Consider the following 19,268-nt stretch of genomic DNA (forward strand, 5'->3'; position numbering starts at 1 on the left):
CCATCGATTCGATAACAGGCAGGTTCCGATGCGTTACGCGCTGGGCGTGGAGTACGACGGCAGCGAGTTTCAGGGCTGGCAGCAGTTGGGGGAACATGGCGGGCCGAGCGTACAGGCCAGCCTGCAGGCGGCGCTGTCCTCGGTGGCCGATGCCCCGGTGCAGGTGGTGTGCGCGGGCCGCACCGATGCCGGCGTGCACGGCGAATGCCAGGTGGTGCATTTCGACAGCGATGCGCGCCGCGAGCCGCGTGGCTGGATGCTGGGCACCACCGCGCGCCTGCCGCCCTCGATCGCGGTGCGCTGGTGCGTGCCGGCCGCCGCCGACTTCCATGCGCGGTTTTCCGCACGCGCACGCCGCTACCGGTATCGCCTGCTGAATCGGCAGATACGCCCGGCGCTGTATCGCCAGACCTTGAGCTGGGAACGGCGCCCGCTGGATGCCGATGCCATGCACGCAGCCGCGCAGGCCTTGTTGGGTGAGAACGACTTCAGCGCATTTCGCAGTGTGCAGTGCCAGGCCCTGCATGCACGCCGCAACCTGCAGGCCATCAGCGTGCAACGCATCGGCGAGGTGGTGGAGGTGCAGGTCCAGGCCAATGCATTCCTTCATCACATGGTGCGGAATATTGTTGGCTCGCTGATCCTGATCGGAACCGGGGAACAACCGGGCGACTGGATCGCGACGTTGCTGGCCGGCCGCGACCGTACGGTGGCCGGGCCGACAGCGCCGCCACAAGGCCTGGTCTTCGTCGGGCCGCTGTATCCCGCAGAGTGGCATCTGCCCGCTGAGGTAACCCAATGAATCGATCGCTGTACCGCACCCGTATCAAGTTCTGTGGCATGACTCGCGCCGGTGATATTCGACTGGCCGGCGAGCTGGGTGTGGACGCGGTAGGTTTCATCTTTGCGCATGGCAGCCCGCGCCGCGTGGCGCCGGCCGAGGCGCGCGCAATGCGCCAGGCCACTGCGCCGATGGTCGATGTGGTGGCGCTGTTCCGCAATAATTCCAAGGAAGAAGTACGCGAAGTGGTGCGCACCGTACGTCCGACCTTGCTGCAGTTCCATGGCGAGGAAGACGACGCGTTCTGCCGCAGCTTCAACCTGCCGTATCTGAAGGCGGTGCCGATGGGCAGCGGCGGGATGAATGGCGAGGACGCCAACGCGCGAACCTTGCAGCTCGCCTTCCCCAATACCGCCGGTTTCCTGTTCGACAGCCATGCGCCCGGCGCAGGCGGCGGTACCGGCAAGACCTTCGATTGGTCGCGCCTGCCGACCGGCCTGCATCGCCCGTTTCTGCTGGCCGGCGGCATCACCGCCGACAATGTGTTCGATGCGATCGTGGCAACGCTGCCATGGGGTGTGGACGTGTCCAGCGGCGTGGAGCTGGCGCCCGGCATCAAGGACGGCCACATGATGCGCAAGTTCGTCGAAGAAGTGCGCCGGGCCGATTGTCACGAGATGGGGTGAGTTGGGAATCGGGATTCGAGAATCGGGATTGGGGATTGGGGAATCGGAGTAGGCAGTCTGCTTCGTTGTTTTAATTGCCCTAGATTTTTCGTGTCCTCCGATGATTGATTGCTTGGTCGTAGTCTCTCCGATCACTGAGCGTTCCAATCAGACGCCTGCGGCATCCGTGGTGCGCTGCTGATCTTCTGAAAGCGCGCTACGTAACCAGCCGGCAAGCTGGTCGATGCGTGGATCCGGGTTGCGCCTTGCGGCGCACAGTACCCAGCGGCCGCGGGTTGGCGTGAAGCCCCAGGGCGCCAGCAGGCGTCCGGCGGCCAGGTCCGCGGCAACCAGCGGTTGCGGTGCGATCGCCACGCCCAGGCCGGCGGCGGCGGCTTCCAGCAGGTAGACCAGATGTTCGAATTCGGTGCCGAAGCGCAGCGCTTCGGCTGCCACGCCGTGGCTTTGCGCCCATTCCGGCCAGGCCTGCGGGCGCGAGCGGGTATGCAGCAAGGCGTGATCGAGCAGGGCGGCGGGCACTTTGCCAGCCAGCTGCGTCGCCGATGCCAGCTGCGGACTCAGCACCGGACCGATCCACTCCACCCCTAGCTCGTGCACCTGCCAGTCGCCCGGCCAGGGCGGGATGTCCAGCAGCAGTGCCGCATCCAGGCCGTCCAGGTCCGGGCCGGGCGCCTGCTCGTTGGCCGACAGGTGCAGGCGCACCTGCGGCAGATCCCGCTGCAGCCGGCCCAGCCGCGGGATGACCCAGCGCGCGAGCAGACTGCCCGAGCAGCCCAGCACCAGCGGCGCCTCGCTGCTCGGGCGCCGCAACGCCGCCCAGGTGTCGCCGATCAGCGCAAAGCCCTCGCCGGTCGCATCACGCAGCCGGACGCCGGCAGGAGTCAGCACAAGGCCACGACCCTGGCGGGTGAACAGCGCCGCGCCCAGGGCCTGTTCCAGCGAGCGCACGTGCCGGCTGATGGCGCCATGGGTCACGTGCAACTCCTGCGCGGCCCGGCTGACGCTCTGCAGACGCGCGGCGGATTCGAACGCGCGCAGCGCTGCAAGCGGGGGAAGCAGGGTGCTCATATGTGAGTCCAGGTCACAGGTTGCGGCAATCTTATCGATTTATCGCGCGCCGTGGCTGCGCTACAGTAATGCTTCTTGTATGACCGCATCGCTGCAGAGGATTCCCATGTCGGCCCAGCCCATCAGTGACTTTCACGCCTATCCGGACGCTGCCGGCCATTTCGGCAAGTTCGGTGGCCGGTTCGTTGCCGAGACCTTGATCGGCCCGTTACAGGAACTGGCTGCCGCCTACGACCAGGCGCGCCAGGATCCGGCCTTCATCGCCGAGTACGACAAGGATCTCAAGCATTACGTCGGCCGGCCCAGCCCGATCTACCACGCCGAGCGCCTGAGTCGCGAAGTGGGCGGCGCGCAGATCCTGCTCAAGCGCGAGGACCTGAACCATACCGGCGCGCACAAGATCAACAACACCATCGGCCAGGCCCTGCTGGCCAGCCGCATGGGCAAGACCCGCATCATCGCCGAGACCGGCGCCGGCCAGCATGGCGTGGCCAGTGCCACGGTCGCCGCGCGGCTAGGCCTGGAGTGCGTGGTCTACATGGGTGCCACCGACATCGAGCGGCAGAAGATCAACGTCTACCGCATGAAGTTGCTCGGCGCCACGGTGATCCCGGTGACCTCCGGCTCGGCCACGCTCAAGGACGCGCTCAACGAGGCGATGCGCGACTGGGTCACCAACGTGCAGGACACCTTCTACATCATCGGCACCGTGGCCGGCCCGGATCCGTATCCGCGCATGGTGCGTGACTTCAATGCGATTGTCGGCCGCGAAGCGCGCGTGCAGATGCTGGAAGACTTCGGCCGCCTGCCGGATGCGATCAGCGCCTGCGTCGGCGGCGGCAGCAATGCGATCGGCCTGTTCCATGCCTTCCTCAACGACCCGGGCGTCAAGATCTATGGCGCCGAAGCGGCCGGCGACGGCATCGCCAGCGGCCGTCATGCGGCGTCGATCGCGGCCGGGCGCCCCGGTGTGCTGCATGGCAACCGCACCTATGTGATCTGCGACGACGACGGCCAGATCACCGAAACCCATTCGATCTCCGCTGGGCTGGATTACCCGGGCGTGGGCCCGGAGCATTCGTTCCTGTCCGACAGCGGCCGCGCGGTCTATCAGGGCATCACCGACGACGAAGCGATGGCCGCCTTCCATCTGCTGGCGCATACCGAAGGCATCCTGGCCGCGCTCGAATCCAGCCACGCGGTGGCGCAGTCGATCAAGCTCGCGCGCGAGATGCCCAAGGACGCGTTGATCCTGTGCAACCTGTCCGGCCGCGGCGACAAGGACGTGCACACCATCGCTGCGCGCGAAGGCGTGCAGGTCTGATGCCACTGCGGCGCGTCACCGTGACCGCGCTGGCCGACCAACCGGGCGAGCAGGAGCTGCTGTTCGCCTGGCTCGACCGCTGGGCGCCGCAGATCCGCAGCTGCTCGGAAAACAGCGGCTGCGGCTGCTGCCTGGACAGTTTCGACCTCGAGGTCGAGGCCCAGGCATTGGCCGAACTGCCGCCTGCCATGTACCAGGACATCCATTGAAGCGGTTGTACCGCCTCTAACTTTTGCAAGGTCTTTCAATGCGTCGTATCGACGAAACCTTCCAGCGCCTGCGCGCCGATGGCCGCAAGGCGCTCATCCCCTTCATCACCGCCGGCGACCCGTCGCTGGAAGCCACCGTACCGGTCATGCACGCGCTGGTACGTGCCGGTGCCGACGTCATCGAGCTGGGCGTGCCGTTCTCCGACCCGATGGCCGACGGCCCCACCATCCAGCGCAGCTCCGAGCGCGCGCTGGGCCGTGGTGCCGGCCTTGCCTACGTGCTGGAGGCGGTGCACGAATTCCGTCGCGAAGACGCCGCCACGCCGGTGGTGTTGATGGGCTACCTCAACCCGATCGAGATCCACGGCACCCGTCGCTTCGCCGAAGCCGCCGTCGCTGCGGGTGTGGATGGCCTGCTCCTGGTCGATCTGCCGCCCGAAGAAGCGGCCGAGACCCGCACCATCTTCACCGAGGTCGGCCTGGCCCTGATCGCGCTGGCCTCGCCGACCACCAGCGAGCAGCGTCTGGACATGTTGTGCAGCAGCGCCCAGGGCTATCTCTACTACGTCAGCTTCGCCGGCGTCACCGGCGCCTCGAATCTGCTCGACACCCATGCCGCCAGCGACCGCCTGCGCCAGCTGCGTCGGCGTGCCGGCGCTCCGGTGGTGGCCGGCTTCGGCATCAAGGACGCCGCCAGCGCCGCCGCGATGGCCGTCGACGCCGAAGGTGTGGTGGTCGGTAGCGCCCTGGTCGCTGCGCTGGCCGAAGCCACTGACGTCCGCAGCGCCCGCGAACGCGCCGAAGCCTTCCTGGCCCCACTGCGCCAGGCGCTCGACCAGGCCTGAAGCCAACGCCGCCCTCTGCTCCGGGGGAGACGGCGCGGCCTGCGCGCCATCTGGCACGCCTGCCTTCAAGCGCCGGCGCGGCAGGCGCTGGCCGGGCCATGCCGGCCCCGCATTTAGCCTCCGCGCTACCTCGGCTTTCCCGCGGCGCGTTAGACTGTCGCCCCTCTGCGGCCCACATGGCCGCCCTGCATGGATTGTCATACACGCATGAGCTGGCTCAGCAAATTGATGCCCTCGGGCATCCGCACCGAGAACACCCCGGCCAAGAAGCGCAGCGTCCCCGAGGGCCTGTGGGAGAAGTGCAGCAACTGCGGCAGCGCGCTGTACGGCCCCGAACTCGAGGAGAACCTCGAGGTCTGTCCCAAGTGCGACCACCATATGGCGATCCGCGCGCGCGCGCGCCTGAACTCGCTGTTCGATCCCGACACCGCGACCACCGAGATCGCCGCCCAGCTGGGCCCGGTCGACGTACTCAAGTTCAAGGACCAGAAGCGGTACGGCGAGCGCATCAAGGCCAGCCAGAAGAGCAGCGGCGAGTACGACGCACTGATCGCCATGCGCGGCACGCTCAAGGGCAATCCGCTGGTCGCCGCCGCCTTCGACTTCGCCTTCATGGGCGGCTCGATGGGCTCGGTGGTCGGCGAGCGCTTCGCACGCGCGGCCGAAGTGGCGCTGGAAGTCGGCTGCCCGTTCGTGTGCTTTTCCGCCAGCGGCGGGGCGCGCATGCAGGAGGGCCTGTTCTCGCTGATGCAGATGGCCAAGACCTCCGCCGCGCTCGGTCGCCTGCGCGAAGCCGGCCTGCCGTACATCTCGGTGCTGACCCATCCCACCACCGGTGGCGTGTCGGCCTCGTTCGCGATGCTGGGCGATATCAATATCGCCGAGCCGCATGCCCTGATCGGCTTCGCCGGCCCGCGCGTGATCGAGCAGACCGTGCGCGAGACCCTGCCGGAAGGCTTCCAGCGTTCGGAGTTCCTGCTCGACCACGGTGCCATCGACCAGATCTGCGACCGCCGCGACATGCGCGACCGCATCGCCGATCTGACCGCGATGATGATGCGCCAGCCGCATCCGCAGGACGCGGCCGCATGAGGCCAGTGGTTGCGCGCATGCGCGACACCGTCGCACGCGCCGCTGCGCGTGCGTCCACCCGTAGGCAGGAACACCGTAACGCATGAGCAGTCGCAAGTATTTTGGAACCGACGGCATCCGCGGTCGGGTCGGGCAGGGCGTGATCTCGGCCGATTTCGTGCTGCGGCTGGGCAATGCGCTCGGTCGGGTGCTCACCCAGGGCCGCAGCAAGCGCCCGCTGGTGCTGATCGGCAAGGACACCCGGATTTCCGGCTACATGTTCGAAGCCGCGTTGGAAGCCGGCCTGGTCGCCGCCGGCGCCGACGTGCAGCTGATCGGCCCGATGCCGACCCCGGCCATCGCCTTCCTGACCAACACTCTGCGCGCCGACGCCGGCGTGGTGATCAGCGCCTCGCACAACCCGCATTACGACAACGGCATCAAGTTCTTTTCTGCCGAAGGCGAGAAGCTCGACGACGCCACCGAAGCGGCGATCGAGGCCGCGCTGGACGAGCCGTTCCACACCGTGGAATCGGAGCGCCTGGGCAAGGCGATCCGCACCCGCGATGCGATCGGCCGTTACATCGAATTCTGCAAGGCCAGCGTGGCGCGCGGGTTCACCCTGCACGGCCTGAAGATGGTGCTGGACTGCGCGCATGGCGCGACCTATCACATCGCGCCGATGCTGTTCCGCGAGCTGGGTGCGGACGTGGTCGTCATCGGTGCCGCACCGGACGGGCTCAATATCAATGCCGGTGTCGGCTCCACCCATATCGACAACCTCGCCGCCAAGGTGCGCGAGAGCGGTGCGCAGCTCGGCATCGCCTTCGATGGCGATGGCGACCGCGTGCTGATGGCCGACGACCAGGGCAACCCGGTCGATGGCGACGATCTGCTCTACGTGCTCGCGCGCTCCTGGCAGGCCAGCGGCCGGCTCACCGGCACCGTGGTCGGCACCTTGATGACCAACTACGGTCTGGAACAGGCGCTGGCCGCATTGCACATCCCGTTCCAGCGCGCCAAGGTCGGCGACCGCTACGTGCACCAGGCCCTGGTCGAGGGCGGCGGCACGCTGGGCGGCGAAACCTCCGGCCACCTGCTGTGCCTGGATCGCGCCACCACCGGCGATGGCATCGTCAGTGCGCTACAGGTGCTCGAGGCACTGGGGCGCGACGGGCAGAGTCTGCGCGAGGCCCTGGGCAGCCTGAGCAAGGTGCCGCAGAAGACCGTCAATGTGCGGCTGGGAGGCGGGGCGGCCAAGGCGATCGTGGAGGCCGCCGGCGTGCAGCAGGCGCTGCAGCAGGCGCAGGCCGCCGTGCAGGGCCGTGGGCGCGCGTTCCTGCGTCCGTCCGGTACCGAGCCGGTGGTGCGCGTGACCGTGGAAGCCGACGACGCCGGCCTGATGCAGGACACGCTCGACCGTCTTTCCGGAGCCGTGCGTGACGCGGCGTGAGTCGCTGATCATTGGTGTGTGCGTGTTCTTTGCCAAGGCCGCGACGTTCTACCTGTTGTATCGCCTGCTGTCCTGAGCGGCAGGCCTTCCTTTCGACTTCCCGACTTCAACTACAGATATCCGTATGAGCGCCCGCATCCCGACCCTGGACATCACCCGTTTCGACAGCGACCGCGACGCCTTCGTCGCCGAGCTCGGCGCGGCCTATCGGCAGTGGGGCTTTGCCGGCATCCGCAACCACGGCATCGCGCAGGCCGACATCGACGCGGCGTATGACGTGTTCAAGGCGTTCTTCGCCCTGCCCGAAGAGGTCAAGCGTCGCTATCACGTGGAAGGCAGCGGCGGTGCGCGCGGTTACACCGCGTTCGGCGTGGAGACCGCCAAGGATTCCAAGCATTTCGATCTGAAGGAGTTCTGGCATATCGGTCGCGAGATCGCGGACGATTCGCCGTACCGCGCGGTGATGGCGCCGAACCTGTGGCCCGAAGAGGTGCCTGGTTTCCGTGAGCGCGGCTACCGGCTGTACCAGCAGCTGGACCAGCTGGGCTCGCGTGTGCTGTCGGCATTGGCGCTGCATATCGGCCTGCCGCAGGACTACTTTGTCGACAAGACCAACAACGGCAACTCGATCCTGCGGCCGATCCACTACCCGCCGATCACCAGCGACGACATCCCCAACGTGCGCGCCGGTGCGCATGGCGACATCAATTTCATCACCCTGCTGGTCGGCGCCAGCGCGGCCGGGCTGGAAGTGCGCTCCAACGATGGCGAGTGGGTGCCGTTCACTGCCGACGCCGACACCATCGTGGTCAACATCGGCGACATGCTGCAGCGCCTGACCAACCACGTGTATCCGTCCACCATCCATCGTGTGGTCAATCCGCCGGGCGAACAGGCGCGCAAGCCGCGCTATTCGGTGCCGTTCTTCCTGCACCCCAATCCGGATTTCCTCATCGACGTGCTGCCTTCGTGCATCTCCGCCGACAATCCGAGCCGCTACCCCGAGCCGATTACCGCGCACGGTTTTCTGGAAGAACGTCTGCGCGAGATCAAGCTGAAGTAATCCGTTCGCAGGCGCAGCAGCGCCGCCAGCGGCTGCGCTCGCAGCATCGGCGATGACCTCCGCCACAGTTTGGTTCATAAAATTCTGCTGGCGGCCGGTTAAAGCTTGCATTCACCTCAGCCGATAACCCAGTCTGATCGCTAGCGCGACGTCGGATTCGCCTGGCGCCCGCTGCCGATTGCACTAGGCTTGGGGGGCGCATGCGGACGCAGTGGTTCAAACGGATCGGCCCGGTTTTGGGGTTGCTGGCGTACTGCGCCGCAAGCTGTGCGTGGGCGACGCCGCTCAGCGTGACCGTCGTCGATGCCAACGGCATGTTGGTCGATGCGGTAGTGAGTCTGGAGCCGGCACGTCCGGTGGCCGCCGGTGGGGCGCCCAGGACCGTCGAGATGGACCAGGTCAACTCGCAGTTCGTGCCTGCGGTGCTGGCGGTGCGCACCGGTACCTTGGTGCGGTTTCCCAACAACGACCAGATTCGCCATCAGGTCTATTCGTTCTCTGCCGCAAAGCGTTTTGAGTTGCCGCTGTTCCAGGGCAGCACTGCCGCGCCGGTGCGCTTTGACCAGGCTGGTCTGGTGACGGTGGGCTGCAATATCCACGACTGGATGCTGGGCTATATCGTGGTGCTGGACACGCCGTATTTCGGCAAGACCGGCAGCGACGGTCGCGTGCAGCTGGACGCGCCGGCAGGCAACTACACCTTGCGGGTCTGGCATCCGCGCATCAAGGGCGCTGCACTCGCCGAGCCGGTGGCGCTTGCGCGCGAGGCCGTGCAACGGCGCGTGACCTTGCAGACCACCGGCGCCGCACCGGCGGTGGCACCTCCGGATGCGCGCGTGCGCGCGCTGCAGGACAAGTTCCGCCGCGCCGACCCGCAGAAGCCCAAGCCATGAAGGCCATGCGCCTGCATACCCGCATCGCGGCGTTTCTGGTGCTGGTCGTGCTTGCCACGCAGGCGTTGACCTTCATCGCGGTGCAGGTCGCCACCGAGCGCAGCGTCAAGGCGCAGCTCGGCGAAGAGCTGCAGATCGGCGAGCGCGTCTGGCAACGCATCAATCTGCGCCGCGACGAACAACTGCTGCAGTCGGCCTCGGTGCTGGCCGACGACTTCGGTTTCCGCGCGGCCGTGGCCAGTGGCGATGTGCCGACCATGCAATCGGCATTGCGCAACCACGCCGCGCGCATGTCGGCGCAGACCGCGCTGCTGCTGGCCCCGGATGGCGAATTTTTGACCGGACTTGCCGATCTGCCGCAAACCGAACAGCTGCGCGCAGTGCAGACCCTGCTGCAGCAGGCGCAGCGCGATGGGCGTGCGGTGGGCGTGGTCGCACTGGACCGACGCATCGTGCGGCTGGCGGTGGTGCAGGTACTGGCACCGAGCCGGGTGGGCTGGATCGCGATCGGCAACGAATCCGGCGACGGTCTCGCACAGGATTTCCGTTCCACCACCGGGCTGGATGCGACCTTCTTCACCGATGGTCCGCCGGTGCGGGTGCTGGCGTCCACGCTGGAGCCGGCTGCGCGCGCCGAGTTCGCGCAGCAGTTGCCGACCGCCGAACGCGCACAGGGCGCGGCGGTCGCGTTGACGCTGGCCGAGTCGCGTTACCTGGTCAAACTGCAGTCGATCCAGGGCGACAGCCATGTGCGGGTCGCGCTGCAGGCCTCGCTGGATCGCGCGGTGGCGCCGTACCGCGTGCTCAAGTTGCGCATCCTGCTGCTGGCGGGCCTGGCCACGGCTGCGGCGCTGGGTGTGGCGATCTTCCTGGCGCGCAGCGTCAGCAGGCCGGTCGCGCAGCTGGTGCAGGCAGCGCGGCGCATCCAGCGCGGCGACTACCACACCGCGGTCGAGGTGCCCTCCGGGCGCGAACTGGCCGAGTTGGCCGACAGCTTCGGGCGCATGCAGCAGCAGATCGCCAGTCGCGAGCAGCACATCCTGCATCAGGCGCGCCACGATGCCCTGACCGGTCTGCCCAATCGCATCTGGTTGCTGGAGCGGCTGAAGGACGTGGTGGAGCAGACCGTGGCCTCCGGCGGCACGGCCGCAGTGCTGATCCTGGATCTGGAACGCTTCAAGGAACTCAACGACAGCCTGGGCCACGATTTTGCCGACCAGGTCCTGGTCGAAGCAGGCCGCCGCCTTGCCGACGTGGTGCAGGAACCCAATCTCGTCGGGCGGCTGGGCAGCGACGAATTCATGGTGGTGGTGGCGCAGACAGATGTCACCACCGTGCAGCAGGATGCACAGCGCTTGCTGCTGCAGTTGCGCCGCCCGCTGGCGCTGCCGCAGGCGCGCATCCAGCTGGAGGCCAGCATCGGCATCGCCCTGATTCCCGAACACGGCGCCGATCCGGACACCTTGTTGCGGCGCGCGGACATCGCACGGCGCCAGGGCGGCAACGTCACCACCGTCGGCGCCAGCGTGTATCGCCTGGGCCAGGACGAGCAGCATCTGCGCCGGCTGCGCCTGACCGGCGATCTGCGCCAGGCCATCGGCGGCAACGAACTGACCTTGCGCTTCCAGCCCAAGATCTGCCTGCGCAACGATCGCGTCGAACAGGTCGAGGTGCTGGTGCGCTGGCAGCATCCGGTGCTCGGAGCGATCGGCCCGGACGAATTCATTCCGCTGGCCGAGCACTCCGGCGTGATCCATCCCTTGACCCGCTTCGTGCTGGACGAGGCGCTGCGCTGCCAGGCGCAATGGCGCAGGCAGGGGCTGGAACTGGGCATGGCGATCAATCTCTCCGCACTGGATCTGTCCGACCCCGGCCTGCCCGATTACGTGCGTGGCCGTCTGGAGCATCACGCGGTGCCGGCGCAGTCGGTGACGCTGGAACTGACCGAAAGCGCGCTGATGCGCGATGTCGAATCGGCGCTGCACATGCTGCACCAGCTGCGCAGCGTCGGCGTGCGTCTGTCCATCGACGACTTCGGCACCGGCTATTCCTCGTTGGCGCAACTCAAGCGCATGCCGGTGAACGAATTGAAGATCGACAAGAGCTTCGTCATGCAACTGGCCGAGGGCACCGACGATGCGTTCATCGTGCGCAGCACCATCGATCTGGGGCACAACCTGGGCTTGAGCGTGATCGCCGAAGGCGTGGAGAACGCCACCGCGCTGGGGCTGCTGCGCGGTTATGGCTGCGACATGGTGCAGGGCTATCTGTATTCGCCGCCACTGGAAGAAGTGCCGCTGGTCGCCTGGTGCATGCGGCAACTCGATCTGGCGCCGGCGGCGCAGGCAGGAGTGCATCGATGAGCAAATGGCGGGGCGCGCTGCTGTCTGTGGCACTGGCCGGGCTGGCCAGCGCACCCGCGTCGGCGATCGCCGGCGACGGGCGCCTGCTCGCCACCGGTGGCGTGTCGATGATCGAAGGCAGCAGCGGTGGCGGCATCGTGCCGTGGGCCACGCTGTCGGGCTACGGCACCCGCGACGAACTGGGCAGCGTGCTGTTCGCCACGCATGTGGACAGCGGCGATTACCGGCTCGACGTGCAAGGTGCCGCGCTGACGGTCGGCAACCGGCTGGAACTTTCGCTGGCGCGGCAACGGCTGGATCTGGGCACCCTGCAGGACCGGCTGGGCCTGCCGTGGAATGCGCTTGGCCAGGACGTGTTCGGCGCCAAGCTGCGGGTCTACGGCGATCTGGTCTACGGACATGCGCCGCAGGTCAGCGTGGGCGTGCAGTACAAACGCCTGCGCAATGGCACGCTGCCGCTGGCGATCGGCGCGCGCGACGATCACGGCACCGACGTGTATGTCAGTGCCAGCCGCTTGTTCCTGCAGGCCGCGGGCGGCTATCAACTGCTGCTCAACGGCACCTTGCGCGCGACCCGCGCCAATCAGACCGGCTTGCTCGGTTTCGGCGGCGATCGCCGCAACGCCTATCGGCTGGTCGGCGAAGCCAGCGCCGCCGTCGTGCTGTCGCCGGCGTGGGTGGTCGGCGTGGAATATCGCGACAAGCCCGACAATCTCGGCTTCGCCCGCGAGCAGGCCTGGGCGGATGCATTCGTGGCCTGGTTTCCCAGCAAGCATGTGTCCCTGACCGCGGCCTGGGCCGAGCTTGGCGACATCGCCACGCTCACCGACCAGCGCGGTACCTATCTTTCCCTGCAGGTGGCGTTCTGATGAATCGACGGCTGCGCTGGCCCTTGCTGTGCATGCTGGCGCTGATGAATGCCTGCGCCACCACGCAACCGCGCCCCACGCTCTACGACGAACTCGGCGGGCAGGCCGGAATCGAAGCGCTGGTGGAAACCATGCTGTCGCGCATCGCCGACGACCAACGCATCGTCGACAAGTTCGCGCGCGTCAACATCGTGATGCTCAACGAGCGCCTGGTGCAGAAGTTCTGCCATGTCGCCGACGGCCCGTGCCCGGATACCGCCAAGTCGATGCAGCAGGCGCACGCGCACCTGGCCATTCGCGAAGGCGACTTCAATGCGCTGGTGGAGGATCTGAACTGGGCGATGGATCAGCGCAAGATTCCGCGCCGCACGCAGAACCGTCTGCTGGCGCGGCTGGCGGCCATGCATGGCGAAATCGTCAATCACTGAGGGTGTCGCATCGCTGCCGCGCGCAGTGATGGACGCGCGTGGTCGCTGCTCGTAACACCATGTTTCCAGCCACGGACTGCGGCGCTGGGCGGGGCCGTTCAAAGCATCCGACGTCCGCTCGCGACGTATTGCCAGTCGCCCTGCGCTGCAGACAGGAGCGAGGCTGCGGCCGGTATCGGTGGTGGCCATGGCAACGGACAAGCTGGCAGTTGCAAGCGGCGCGCGGTCACGGGTGTGTGGCTGCGCAGGCAAGACGCTGCAGGCAGCCGATGCGCCGCCGCCTCTCACTGCAACGGACGCACCCGCTGCGATCCGCGCGCCATCAGGCGCAGTGCGAGCGCATGCGGCATCACGCGCAAGGCCGCATTGACCAGGCGATAGCGCCAGCCCGGCACGGCCAGCACCTGGCCGCGTTCCAGCGCGGCAATGCCGTACTCGGCCACGTCGTCGGCCTGCAGCCACGCCCAGCGGGGCAGGGTGGACATCGCCGCGCGGGTGCCGGTGACATCGTGAAACTCCGACCAGGCAAAGCCGGGACACAGCGCGCAGACCTTGACCGTGCAGTCGGCGTTCTCCAGTGCCAGCGATTCGCTGAAGCGCAGCAGGAAGCTCTTGCTGGCTGCGTACAGCGTCTGCCCGTCGGCACTCGGCGTCAGTGCGGCGAACGAGGCCACATTGAGGATCCGGCCCTGGCCGCTGGCGCGGATCATCGGCAAGAGCCGCCAGGTCAGTTCGCACACCGCGCCCACCATCACCTGCAGAAAGCGTGCGTGCGTGGCCCAGTCGTTGTGCAGATAGCGGCCCGGCACGCCGTAGCCGGCGTTGTTGACCAGGGTGCCCACCGTCCAGCCATTGCGCTGGATCTGCGCAACCAATGCTTCGACCGCGGCGGGATCGCCCAGATCGGCCGGCACCACTTCCACCTGCACCAAGGGCCGCAACTCCTCGGCCAGCGCCTGCAGCCGGTCGACCCGGCGCGCGGTCAGGATCAGCGGCACGCCACGCCTTGCGTAGGCACGCGCAATCTCGCGGCCGATGCCGCTGGAGGCGCCGGTGACCAGCGCGAAGACAGGCGAAACGGACATGGCAGGTTCCTGGTGGAGGAGGGGGAGGACAGGCAATGGACAGAAGTGTGCCGGCTGCCGACAGGGCATGGGCTATTCTGTCGCCTGTCTTCCACTCAGGAACCTGCGCCTGATGCGTCGAAAGATCGTTGCCGGAAATTGGAAGCTGCATGGCAGCCGCGCCTTCGCCACCGAACTGGTGGCCCAGATCGCTGCGCACATGCCCCTGGAGGGTGTCGATGTCGTCATCCTGCCGCCACTGCCTTACCTGGGCGACCTGATCGAGGATTTCGAGGAACACCATCTGTGTTTCGGTGCCCAGGACGTCAGCAGTAACGAGAAGGGCGCCTACACCGGGGAAGTCTCGGCCACGATGCTGGTCGATGTCGGCGCCGAGTACGGGCTGGTCGGCCACTCCGAACGGCGCCAGTACCATCGTGAGAGCAGTGAGCTGGTGGCGCATAAATTCGCCGCCGCCATGCATGCCGGGCTGATTCCGGTGCTGTGCGTGGGCGAGTCGCTGGAACAGCGCGAGGCCGACCAGACCGAGGCTGTGCTGCGCGCCCAGCTCGCGCCGGTGCTGGCGCTGGTGGGCAGCGCGGGCTTTGCCCGCGCCGTGCTCGCCTACGAGCCGATCTGGGCCATTGGCACCGGCCGCACCGCCAGCCCGGAGCAGGCGCAGGCGGTGCACGCGTTCCTGCGTGGCGAAGTCGCGAAGGCGGATGCTAGAATCGCCGATTCTCTGCCCATCCTGTACGGGGGCAGTGTCAAGCCCGATAACGCCAGCGAGCTGTTTGCCCAGCCCGACGTCGATGGCGGGCTGGTCGGAGGCGCCTCGCTGGTCGCCGAGGATTTCCTGGCCATCGCGCGTGCGGCGGCCGCTTGTTAACCCATTAAGTTTTGTCCGGGGACGGATTTCGAAATGCTGATGTTGATCCTCAATGTGGTCTACGTGCTGGTCGCGCTGGCGATGATTGCGCTGATCCTGATGCAGCGTGGTGCGGGTGCGGCAGCCGGTTCCGGCTTCGGCGCCGGCGCGTCGGGCACCGTGTTCGGCTCGCAGGGCGCGTCGAACTTCCTGTCCAAGTCGACCAAGTGGCTGGCGGTGGTGTTCTTCAGCATCAGCCTGTTCATGGCGTGGTACGCCACCCACGGCGCACGTCCGACCGACCAGAACCTGGGCGTGATGTCGCAGTCGGCCACCCCGGCGCCCGCCGCTGCGGGCGAGCTGACTCAGCCGTTGCCGCAGGCGCCGGCCGCCGGCGCAGTCCCGACCGCTCCTTCGCAGCCAGTGCCTGCCGCAACTCCGGCTGCAACGCCGGCGCAGTCCGCACCGGCACAGCAGGTGCCCGCGGCACGCGAAGAAAACGCTTCAGAACCAGCACAAAAACGCTGAAGCCGGTTACAATACGCTGCGCACTGGGATGCCCAGCGGCGCAACGTATGCCCAGGTGGCGGAATTGGTAGACGCACTACCTTGAGGTGGTAGCGACTTAGGTCGTAGGGGTTCGAGTCCCCTCTTGGGCACCATTGTTTGGCTGCAGTTCCTGCGCATCGCTGGTCGCGCGCGGGGTCTGCCTATACCCCATGCCGGCACGCGGCGCGTGCGGGCAGAGGCAAGAGAGAATCGCTGTGCTGGCCGAATATTTGCCGAGTCTGCTGTTTCTGATCGTCGCCACCGGTATCGGCATCGTGCTGATGCTGGTCGGTCGATTCCTCGGTCCGCGTAGTCCGGACCCGCGCAAGCTCTCGCCTTACGAGTGTGGCTTCGAAGCCTTCGAAGACGCGCGCATGAAGTTCGACGTGCGCTACTACCTGATCGCGATCCAGTTCATCGTGTTCGATCTGGAAATCATCTTCATCGTGCCGTGGACACAGGTGTTCATGGAGATCGGCGCACGTTCGCTGGTCACCATGGGCCTGTTCGTCGGCATGTTGTTCCTTGGCTTTATCTACGTGTGGAAGAAGGGAGCGCTGGAATGGGAGTGATTCAGACCCTGGATCGTCTGATGACCAACCCGATGCCGGAAGGCCGGGTGGAAGACATCCTGCGCCCGGAAGGCGAAAACCCGCTGCTCGAGAAGGGCTATGTGACCACCAGCGTCGATGCGCTGCTGAACTGGGCGCGCACCGGCTCGATGTGGCCGATGACCTTCGGCCTGGCCTGCTGCGCGGTCGAGATGATGCATGCCGGTGCCGCGCGTCTGGATCTGGACCGCTACGGCGTGGTGTTCCGCCCGTCGCCGCGCCAGTCCGACGTGATGATCGTGGCCGGCACGCTGGTCAACAAGATGGCCCCGGCGCTGCGCAAGGTCTACGACCAGATGCCGGACCCGAAGTGGGTCATCTCGATGGGCAGCTGCGCCAATGGCGGCGGCTACTATCACTATTCGTATTCGGTGGTGCGCGGTTGCGATCGCATCGTGCCGGTGGACATCTACGTCCCCGGTTGCCCGCCGACCGCCGAGGCGCTGGTATACGGCATCCTGCAGCTGCAGAAGAAGATCTGGCGTACCCAGACCATCGCGCGCTGACACCCGTCTTCTTCTACTGAGAGCAGCCAAGCCCCCATGGCAGAGCAAGCATCTTCCTTCACTGACCGACTTGCGGCACGTTTCGCCGGTGCGCAGATCGCCGTGGCATTGCCGCGCGGCGAAGTGACGCTGGAAGTCGCTGCGGCCGATTGGCACGCCACCTGTCTGGCCCTGCGCGACGAGCTCGGTTTCGAACAGCTCAGCGACCTGTGCGGCGTCGATTACCTGGGCTACGGCAGCGACGAGTGGGATACCGCCGACGTGTCGTCGCAGGGCTTCAGCCGCGGCGTCGAGGGCAAGGCCGTCGGTCGTTTCGCCTGGGGCGAATTTCCCAGCCAGGAAAGCTCCGGCGGCGCCCATCCGCAGCACATGCCCAAGCAGCGTTTTGCGGTGGTCGCGCAGCTGATCTCCTACCAGCACAACCAGCGTCTGCGCGTGCGTTGCTACGCACCGGACGAGCAGGTACCGATGGTGGCCTCGTTGACCGATATCTGGCCCGGCGTGAACTGGTTCGAACGCGAAGCCTTCGACCTGTTCGGCATCGTCTTCGATGGTCATCCGGACCTGCGCCGCATCCTGACCGACTACGGATTTGTCGGCCATCCGTTCCGCAAGGATTTCCCGCTGATCGGCAACGTCGAAGTGCGTTACGACGATGAGCGCAAGCGTGTCGTGTACGAGCCGGTGACCTCGGTCGAGCCGCGCGTCGGTGTGCCGCGCGTGATCCGCGACGACGCCCGTTATGAGACTGCCGCTGGTGAAGTGGGCAAGTCGGAGACCGCCAAGTGAGTGAGTTCCGCCAGGCAACCGATGCCTTCGCGAGCAATCCTGTCGAAAGCAAGCAGGAAATCCGCAATTACACGATGAACTTCGGCCCGCAGCATCCTGCGGCGCACGGCGTGCTGCGCCTGATCCTGGAAATGGACGGCGAGACCGTGGTGCGCGCCGATCCGCATATCGGCCTGCTGCACCGTGGCACCGAGAAGCTGGCCGAATCCAAGCCGTTCAACCAGTCGGTTCCGTACATGGACCGCCTGGATTACGTGTCGATGATGTGCAACGAGCACGCCTACGTGCGCGCGATCGAGTCCCTGATGGGCATCGAAGTGCCCGAGCGTGCGCACTACATCCGCACCATGTTCGACGAGATCACCCGCATCAAGAACCACCTGATGTGGGTCGGTTCCAACGCGCTCGACCTGGGCGCGATGGCGGTGATGCTGTACGCGTTCCGCGAGCGCGAAGAATTGATGGACGTCTACGAGGCGGTCAGTGGCGCGCGCATGCACGCTGCCTACTACCGTCCCGGCGGCGTGTATCGCGATCTGCCCGATCGCATGCCCAAGTACAAGGAATCCCGCTGGCACAAGGGCGGGGCACTGAAGAAGCTCAATGCAGCGCGCGAAGGCTCGATGCTGGACTTCCTCGAGGATTTCACCAATACGTTCCCGTCGCGTGTGGACGAGTACGAGACGCTGCTGACCGATAACCGTATCTGGAAGCAGCGTACCGTCGACGTCGGCATCATCAGCCCGGATCTGGCGCGTGCCTGGGGCATGACCGGCCCGATGCTGCGTGGCTCGGGCATCGAATGGGACCTGCGCAAGAAGCAGCCGTACGCCAAGTACGACGCGGTGGAGTTCGACGTGCCGGTCGGCACCAATGGCGATTGCTACGACCGCTATCTGGTGCGCGTGGCCGAGATGCGCGAGTCCAACCGCATCATCAAGCAATGCGTGAAGTGGCTGAAGGCCAACCCCGGCCCGGTCATGGTCACCAATTTCAAGGTCGCTCCGCCAAGCCGCGAAGGCATGAAGGACGACATGGAAGCGCTGATCCATCACTTCAAGCTGTTCAGTGAAGGCTACTGCGTGCCGGCTGGCGAAACCTATTGCGCGGTCGAAGCGCCCAAGGGCGAATTCGGCTGCTATCTGATGTCCGATGGCGCCAACAAGCCGTTCCGCGTGCATCTGCGCGCGCCGGGCTTTGCGCATCTGTCGTCGATGGACGCAGTGGTGCGTGGCTATCTGCTGGCCGACGTCGTGGCGATGATCGGTACTTACGATTTGGTTTTCGGTGAGGTTGACCGATGAAGGCGACGGGTAATTTCGAAGCGGCGCGCGACGTCGATCCGCAGGTGGTGCTGAGCGACAAGACGCGCGCGCACATCGATCACTGGTTGAGCAAGTTTCCGCCCGATCGCAAGCGTTCGGCCGTGCTGCAGGGCCTGCACGCTGCGCAGGAGCAGAACCAGGGCTGGCTGACCGACGAGCTGATTGTCGGCGTGGCCAAGTATCTTGACCTGCCGCCGGTGTGGGCCTACGAGGTCGCCAGCTTCTACTCGATGTTCGAGACCGAGAAGGTCGGCCGCCACAACGTGGCGTTCTGCACCAACATCAGCTGCTGGCTCAACGGCGCCGAAGATCTGCTGGCGCACGCGGAAAAGAAACTGGGTTGCAAGCTGGGGCAGTCGACAGCCGATGGCCGCGTCTACCTCAAGCGCGAAGAAGAGTGCCTGGCGGCCTGCTCTGCAGCGCCGATGATGGTCATCAACGGCCATTACCACGAGCACCTGACGAAAGAGAAGGTCGACGCGCTGCTGGACGGGCTGGAGTAA

Annotated in this window: 21 protein-coding genes and 1 tRNA gene; 20 read left to right on the forward strand and 2 right to left on the reverse strand. The window is 66.5% G+C overall.

What is annotated here, in order from left to right; genetic code table 11:
- Window positions 1-28: 28 nt before the first annotated feature.
- Together truA and DYQ94_RS14150 are read left to right on the forward strand one after the other, a co-directional pair.
- Window positions 29-802: a tRNA pseudouridine(38-40) synthase TruA gene (gene truA, locus DYQ94_RS14145; protein WP_016903694.1), complete on the forward strand. Its 774-nt coding sequence runs from the start codon at window positions 29-31 to the stop codon at window positions 800-802.
- Complete coding sequence (locus tag DYQ94_RS14150; RefSeq protein WP_016903693.1) at window positions 799-1,467, forward strand: phosphoribosylanthranilate isomerase; 669 nt, start codon at window positions 799-801, stop codon at window positions 1,465-1,467. The genes truA and DYQ94_RS14150 overlap by 4 nt, the downstream gene beginning before the upstream one ends.
- A 147-nt stretch (window positions 1,468-1,614) precedes the next feature.
- Here the strand turns inward: DYQ94_RS14150 and DYQ94_RS14155 are convergent, their stop codons facing one another.
- Window positions 1,615-2,535 (reverse strand): LysR family transcriptional regulator, encoded by a 921-nt coding sequence (locus DYQ94_RS14155; protein ID WP_126965964.1) that lies wholly within the window; start codon window positions 2,533-2,535, stop codon window positions 1,615-1,617.
- Between the two features lie 106 nt (window positions 2,536-2,641).
- Here DYQ94_RS14155 and trpB point away from each other — a divergent pair, with 106 nt between their 5' ends.
- From trpB to DYQ94_RS14205, 10 genes are all read left to right on the forward strand, one after another.
- Window positions 2,642-3,859, forward strand: a complete 1,218-nt coding sequence (gene trpB / locus DYQ94_RS14160; protein WP_039522203.1) for a tryptophan synthase subunit beta — start codon at window positions 2,642-2,644, stop codon at window positions 3,857-3,859.
- The gene (locus DYQ94_RS14165; protein ID WP_039816394.1) at window positions 3,859-4,068 is read left to right on the forward strand and encodes a hypothetical protein; all 210 of its coding nucleotides are present in this window, start codon (window positions 3,859-3,861) and stop codon (window positions 4,066-4,068) included. The genes trpB and DYQ94_RS14165 overlap by 1 nt, the downstream gene beginning before the upstream one ends.
- A gap of 38 nt (window positions 4,069-4,106) precedes the next feature.
- A complete protein-coding gene (gene trpA / locus DYQ94_RS14170; protein ID WP_046343351.1) occupies window positions 4,107-4,913 on the forward strand; it encodes a tryptophan synthase subunit alpha in 807 nt (268 codons plus the stop codon).
- Between the two features lie 207 nt (window positions 4,914-5,120).
- Window positions 5,121-6,005, forward strand: coding sequence for an acetyl-CoA carboxylase, carboxyltransferase subunit beta (gene accD / locus DYQ94_RS14175; protein ID WP_046343350.1), 885 nt, complete (start codon window positions 5,121-5,123; stop codon window positions 6,003-6,005).
- Between the two features lie 82 nt (window positions 6,006-6,087).
- The gene (gene glmM, locus DYQ94_RS14180) at window positions 6,088-7,437 is read left to right on the forward strand and encodes a phosphoglucosamine mutase (RefSeq protein ID WP_024937989.1); all 1,350 of its coding nucleotides are present in this window, start codon (window positions 6,088-6,090) and stop codon (window positions 7,435-7,437) included.
- Between the two features lie 124 nt (window positions 7,438-7,561).
- A complete protein-coding gene (locus DYQ94_RS14185) occupies window positions 7,562-8,500 on the forward strand; it encodes an isopenicillin N synthase family dioxygenase (protein ID WP_046343346.1) in 939 nt (312 codons plus the stop codon).
- 200 nt (window positions 8,501-8,700) lie between these two features.
- Complete coding sequence (locus DYQ94_RS14190; RefSeq protein ID WP_126965965.1) at window positions 8,701-9,393, forward strand: methylamine utilization protein; 693 nt, start codon at window positions 8,701-8,703, stop codon at window positions 9,391-9,393.
- Window positions 9,390-11,756, forward strand: a complete 2,367-nt coding sequence (locus DYQ94_RS14195; RefSeq protein ID WP_024937986.1) for a putative bifunctional diguanylate cyclase/phosphodiesterase — start codon at window positions 9,390-9,392, stop codon at window positions 11,754-11,756. The genes DYQ94_RS14190 and DYQ94_RS14195 overlap by 4 nt, the downstream gene beginning before the upstream one ends.
- Window positions 11,753-12,625 (forward strand): DUF3034 family protein, encoded by an 873-nt coding sequence (locus DYQ94_RS14200; RefSeq protein WP_160954462.1) that lies wholly within the window; start codon window positions 11,753-11,755, stop codon window positions 12,623-12,625. Before DYQ94_RS14195 ends, DYQ94_RS14200 begins: the two co-directional genes overlap by 4 nt.
- The gene (locus DYQ94_RS14205; protein ID WP_126965967.1) at window positions 12,625-13,053 is read left to right on the forward strand and encodes a group I truncated hemoglobin; all 429 of its coding nucleotides are present in this window, start codon (window positions 12,625-12,627) and stop codon (window positions 13,051-13,053) included. Before DYQ94_RS14200 ends, DYQ94_RS14205 begins: the two co-directional genes overlap by 1 nt.
- 284 nt (window positions 13,054-13,337) lie before the next feature.
- On the opposite strand, the gene DYQ94_RS14210 is transcribed toward DYQ94_RS14205, so the two are convergent.
- Window positions 13,338-14,138, reverse strand: coding sequence for an SDR family NAD(P)-dependent oxidoreductase (locus tag DYQ94_RS14210; RefSeq protein WP_126965968.1), 801 nt, complete (start codon window positions 14,136-14,138; stop codon window positions 13,338-13,340).
- Between the two features lie 112 nt (window positions 14,139-14,250).
- Here DYQ94_RS14210 and tpiA point away from each other — a divergent pair, with 112 nt between their 5' ends.
- The 8 genes from tpiA to nuoE all read left to right on the forward strand — a co-directional run bounded on the left by tpiA (window position 14,251) and on the right by nuoE (window position 19,268).
- On the forward strand, window positions 14,251-15,006 hold the full coding sequence (tpiA, locus tag DYQ94_RS14215) for a triose-phosphate isomerase (protein ID WP_024937982.1): 756 nt from the start codon (window positions 14,251-14,253) through the stop codon (window positions 15,004-15,006).
- A gap of 33 nt (window positions 15,007-15,039) precedes the next feature.
- Window positions 15,040-15,513 carry a preprotein translocase subunit SecG gene (secG, locus tag DYQ94_RS14220; protein WP_024937981.1) on the forward strand — a complete coding sequence of 158 codons (474 nt, stop codon included), beginning with the start codon at window positions 15,040-15,042 and terminating at the stop codon, window positions 15,511-15,513.
- Between the two features lie 49 nt (window positions 15,514-15,562).
- Window positions 15,563-15,647: transfer RNA gene (locus DYQ94_RS14225), tRNA-Leu, on the forward strand.
- A 102-nt stretch (window positions 15,648-15,749) separates the two neighbouring features.
- Window positions 15,750-16,106, forward strand: coding sequence for an NADH-quinone oxidoreductase subunit A (locus tag DYQ94_RS14230; RefSeq protein WP_003485539.1), 357 nt, complete (start codon window positions 15,750-15,752; stop codon window positions 16,104-16,106).
- Window positions 16,097-16,651: a NuoB/complex I 20 kDa subunit family protein gene (locus tag DYQ94_RS14235; protein WP_016944318.1), complete on the forward strand. Its 555-nt coding sequence runs from the start codon at window positions 16,097-16,099 to the stop codon at window positions 16,649-16,651. Before DYQ94_RS14230 ends, DYQ94_RS14235 begins: the two co-directional genes overlap by 10 nt.
- A 36-nt stretch (window positions 16,652-16,687) precedes the next feature.
- Window positions 16,688-17,440 (forward strand): NADH-quinone oxidoreductase subunit C, encoded by a 753-nt coding sequence (locus tag DYQ94_RS14240; protein WP_126965969.1) that lies wholly within the window; start codon window positions 16,688-16,690, stop codon window positions 17,438-17,440.
- Window positions 17,437-18,744: an NADH-quinone oxidoreductase subunit D gene (locus tag DYQ94_RS14245; protein WP_016902995.1), complete on the forward strand. Its 1,308-nt coding sequence runs from the start codon at window positions 17,437-17,439 to the stop codon at window positions 18,742-18,744. Before DYQ94_RS14240 ends, DYQ94_RS14245 begins: the two co-directional genes overlap by 4 nt.
- Window positions 18,741-19,268 carry an NADH-quinone oxidoreductase subunit NuoE gene (gene nuoE / locus DYQ94_RS14250; RefSeq protein ID WP_016902996.1) on the forward strand — a complete coding sequence of 176 codons (528 nt, stop codon included), beginning with the start codon at window positions 18,741-18,743 and terminating at the stop codon, window positions 19,266-19,268. The genes DYQ94_RS14245 and nuoE overlap by 4 nt, the downstream gene beginning before the upstream one ends.

This window comes from Xanthomonas sp. LMG 8993 (genome assembly GCF_009835065.2).
GTDB lineage: Bacteria > Pseudomonadota > Gammaproteobacteria > Xanthomonadales > Xanthomonadaceae > Xanthomonas > Xanthomonas arboricola.